This is a genomic window from uncultured Algibacter sp., assembly GCF_947495675.1.
Taxonomy (GTDB): Bacteria; Bacteroidota; Bacteroidia; order Flavobacteriales; family Flavobacteriaceae; genus Algibacter_B.
Window position 1 is genome coordinate 1 of record NZ_CANLZX010000038.1, and the last position, 4,699, is coordinate 4,699.

Sequence of the window (4,699 nt, forward strand, 5' to 3'; positions counted from 1 at the left end):
ACCGATGGCTACGATTATGGCTATGATGCAGAAAATCTAGAAGCTAGTAACAACGATTTAAATTTAAGTTTAGAAGGTAAGAACATGAACATTCAAGCTTATGGAGCAATTACTAGCGACAAGGCTGTACCATTAAATTTTAGTTCATCTGGCGATAATAGTTTTGAGATAAGAATCACAGAGCTTGATAATATTGAGGAGAGTCAAGAAATTTATTTAAGAGATAATTTAACAGGTGAATATTTTGATTTAACTCAAGATGCAGCTTACCATTTTTCATCAGCACAAGGAATTTTTAACGAACGCTTTGAGATTGTGTTTCAGAGTGAACAACATAGTTTAAGTACAGAAACATCAATAATAACAGAGAACTTCGTGTATTTTAAAAATGCAACAAACACACTATATGTTAAAAAGTTAAATAGTGATGTAAGTAAGTTGTCTTTGATAAATATGCGCGGGCAAACAGTAATGGAAGAAAAAGATGTTTCTCGAGAAAGCTTGGTAAACGGCATGCAATTCAATAACATATCAACAGGAACCTATGTTGTTTGTATGCGAACAAATTCAAATGAATTATTAACTAAAAAAATTATTATTAAATAATTAATTTAATTGAAACGTTTTTCCTTTAAGTATTGTTTCAATCTAATATTTTTAATCTAAATGAAGGGTCAGGAAAAAGTGACCTTACTCTGTAAATAGAATCTAAATCATGAGGTTAACCTACTAATTGTTTATGAAAAAAAAGCTTCTCTCGTTAAATAAAATACTATTACTGATTATTTTTATAGTTTCATTTGTAAATGAAGCTTTTGCTATAAATAATCCTTCTTATACAATATATAATGTTAATGGAAATGTCTCATCTTTACCCGCCACATGTTCTAATAATGGTTCAATAACTGTAACTGCCTCAGGAGGTAATGTTTTACCTTATTTGTATATTTTTACACTAACTAATGGACCAACAGCAAACGGACAAGTTTATCCAACAGCTGATTATTTTAATTCGTCTACCGTTTCTTTTGCAGATTTATATCCTGGAATTTATCAAGTAACTATTGAAGATGCTAATGATTCAAGTAATCCTCCATATGTTCAAACCATTGAAGTGTTAGATGAAACAGAAAGTCTTGATTTTTCACTTACACCAGAAAACCCAGATTGTCCAGCAACTAATACAGGGTCAATTGAAGTTAATGTAATTTCTGGAGTTGGACCGTATCAATATCAAATCTTAAGTGGGCCAGCAGGAACTACAACTAGTTTAATATCTGATGCAAATAAAACATATACATTTAATAATTTACCAGCAGGCAATTATAATATTAGAGTTTATGATGTATGTGGTGATTTTCAAACAAGAAGTTATTCTCTTTCAGATCCTACATTATCAAGTTTAAATTTGTACTCTTCTGGAGCGCCATCAAAAGAACGTATTTCGTGTACTGAGGCTATATATAAAGTTGGAGGTTCTGGAGGGACAGGTTACGGAACTTTTACTTATGAAGTTGTGGGAGGAGCGCCTATAGGTTATAGTTCAAGTAATACTACGGGTCAGTTTACCCTTCCAATCAATCAAGCGCCATATACTTTTCGAGTAACAGATAATTGCGGTCAAACAGCTACATATACACATACCAATCCTAATTCTTATGTTAACTGGAGGTTGTTACAAAGAAACTGTACCGATTGGTCACTTCAAATAAATCCAAATTGGATGGTTGGACCTTATGTTTTTACCTTAACTAATACGCCAGCTGGATACACAGGACCACTATTTAATAATACAGGGATATTTAATAATATTCCTTATGGATCTTACAGTTATTCGGTTACTGATTCTTGTGGGTTAACAAGAAATGGTTCAACAACCAGAACACAAGAACCAATAACAATAAACGATGCGCTTATAAATCCTACTGTTGATTATTGTGAAGAAGGAACAGGTAGAGTTGAAATAAGATATAATAATAGTAGTAACGGAGCCGTGGGGCCAGTTAGTTTCGAGTTAACTACTGTTCCTGCTGGATTTACAGGCGATTCAGGGCCGCAAAATGGACCTACGTTTGATAAGTTAATACCTGGAAATTATGTTGTTACCGCTACAGATTCTTGCAGTAATACAGATACATATGCTTTTGAAATAATTGATGTGTTAGATGTTGATGTCTCAGCAAGTGTCACTTTAAGTTGTATTAACTCTAATTCAATTGAAGTTAATGTTAGTAGTAATAACAACTACCATAATTCTGGAACTAGACGCTATAGACTCAGGAATGCTAATACGGGATCTCTAATTCAATCTGGAACGATTTATGGCAGTAGCCCTTCATCATACACTTTTAATAATTTAATTGCTGGTGAATATTATGTAGAATACTATGCGTCTGCATCGTGTATATATCCTTCAGAAACGGTTGTTATTTCTAATTACGAACAACCTTCAATTACACCATTAAGTAGTTACGATTGTGGCTCAGGTTTTGTAACCATTTCTGGTGTTGTATCTGGTGGCACGGCACCATATACTTTCTCGCTAATAAATACCGGAAATAATCAAGTTATTGCAACCAATACAGATTGTTATTTTTCAAATCAAGATGCTTCTTTAACTTATTCTGTAAGAATTGAAGATAGTTGTGGGAATACCACAAGTTCACAGGTTTCTCCAATTTCAAATGGGTTAGGAATTACTTTTGAAGATGAAAGCTGTGGAGTGGTTGGTGAAAATTTCCCTATTTATTTAAAAAATTATAGAGGAATGACCTACACATGGACTTTTCCAGACGGTTCTACCTATAATGGTTCAGATCCTAGATCATTTATTGGTACATTAGACATGAATGATTTTGGAGTTTATAATGTTAATGTATCAACTGCAGATGGTTGTAGAACACAAAACTTATCAACTGATTTTGAAAGGTGTCCACTTCCTCCTGTAGATATAGATTTTGATGGGGTAGATGATTATTTAGATGCAACACCATACATAACTAATTGGACAGCAGGAACCATTATGGCCTGGGTTAAAATTGAACATACATCTTCAGGAAATCTTCCTAGTCAATATAGTATTGCAGGACAAGAAAATATGAGATTGTATATAACCAATGGAAGGACACCAGCTTTTTATGTTATTACTCAAAGGCAAGTAACAGCTTCAAGTAATTATCCTTCAAATAACATTCAAATACAACCCAATCCAATTTATAATATAAAGTTACAAAATGACTTGTGGTATCATTTAACAGGGGTTTTTAGTGCTGCCGACCAAACGGTTAAATTATATCTTAATGGTAAATTAGTAGGTACTACAACAGATCCTGATTTAAATTCAGAATTAATTACTAAAAATTTTAATGGATCTCCTCATATATATTCCTCAAGAGAGTTTACTATAGGGAGATATCCAACAAATACTAGCGTAGCAGGTTTTGGACATTTTAAAGGAAATATAGATGAAGTAAGAATTTTTAATTCCGCTTTAACGGAATTACAAATTCAACAAATGGTTTATCAAGAAATTGAAAATAATTCAGGCAATTTAAGAGGTACAATAATTCCAAAAGATATAGAAGATTTAAGTACTAGAGAAAAAGTTTTATGGAGTAATTTACAAGGTTATTATCCTATGACAGATATAACAGGTGGTAAAACAATAGATTATTCTGGTAATTTAAACGATGTTACATTACATAATATTACAACAGTACAAGACCAAACGGCCCCCATGCCTTATGCTACAATAAGCGATGGTGCTTGGACTAGCGAAAGCACATGGCTACATGGCGATGTTTGGGATATAGAAGATGTTGCAACTAATAAAGATTGGAGTATTGTAGATATTCAAAATAACATATCAGCAAGTCATGAAATAAAAACCTTAGGGTTATTTATTGATAATGATAAAACATTAACAGTACAAGGAGATAATTTAGTTGAAAACAGTTGGTATTTTGAGTTAAATGGCACCATAGACTTAGAAGACGATTCTCAGTTAGTACAAACCATCACAAGTGATTTGGTAACTTCATCAGAAGGTAAAATATTGCGACGTCAAGAAGGTACTTCAAGTCCATATTGGTATAACTATTGGTCATCACCAATAGGAGTAAAAGCAGCAACAAGCTTAATTGATAACAATGCAGTTACAAATAATACAAATAATACAGATTTTACTTTAAATATGCTAAAAGATGATTCTGGAAGCGACTTTATGTTTACATCTGGATATACTGCAAACGGAAATATTAGTACGTATTGGATTTATAGCTACATAAATGGTTTAACATATTGGGATTGGGCGCATTTAAGTACATCCACATCGTTAAAACCTAGTGTAGGTTACACCCAAAAAGGAACAGGCTCTGGAGGAACAGAACAACAATACATTTTTGAAGGCAAGCCAAATAATGGTACCATTTTAATAGATGTAGACGATGTAGGTGGCACAGGATCTGTAGCCAACCAATCCAAAACAGAATACCTATTAGGAAACCCATATCCATCAGCATTAGATATACATAAGTTTATTGATGATAATGAAGGTGTTATAAAAGGTTCATTACAATTATGGCAGCAATGGGGCGGTAATTCACATGTATTGAACGAATATCAAGGCGGTTATGCCCAAGTAAACAAAACAGGATCTATACGCGCATATCAATTTGTTAGTTTTTATGGTGCAAACAAT

At 32.9% G+C, this 4,699-nt stretch carries 2 protein-coding genes; both read left to right on the forward strand.

What is annotated here, in order from left to right; genetic code table 11:
* Window positions 1-606: T9SS type A sorting domain-containing protein (locus tag Q0842_RS15905; protein WP_298500466.1), on the forward strand; the 606-nt coding region annotated here is incomplete at its 5' end.
* 133 nt (window positions 607-739) lie between these two features.
* Window positions 740-4,699 (forward strand): LamG-like jellyroll fold domain-containing protein (locus tag Q0842_RS15910; protein WP_366941136.1); only part of this gene is annotated, 3,960 nt, incomplete at its 3' end.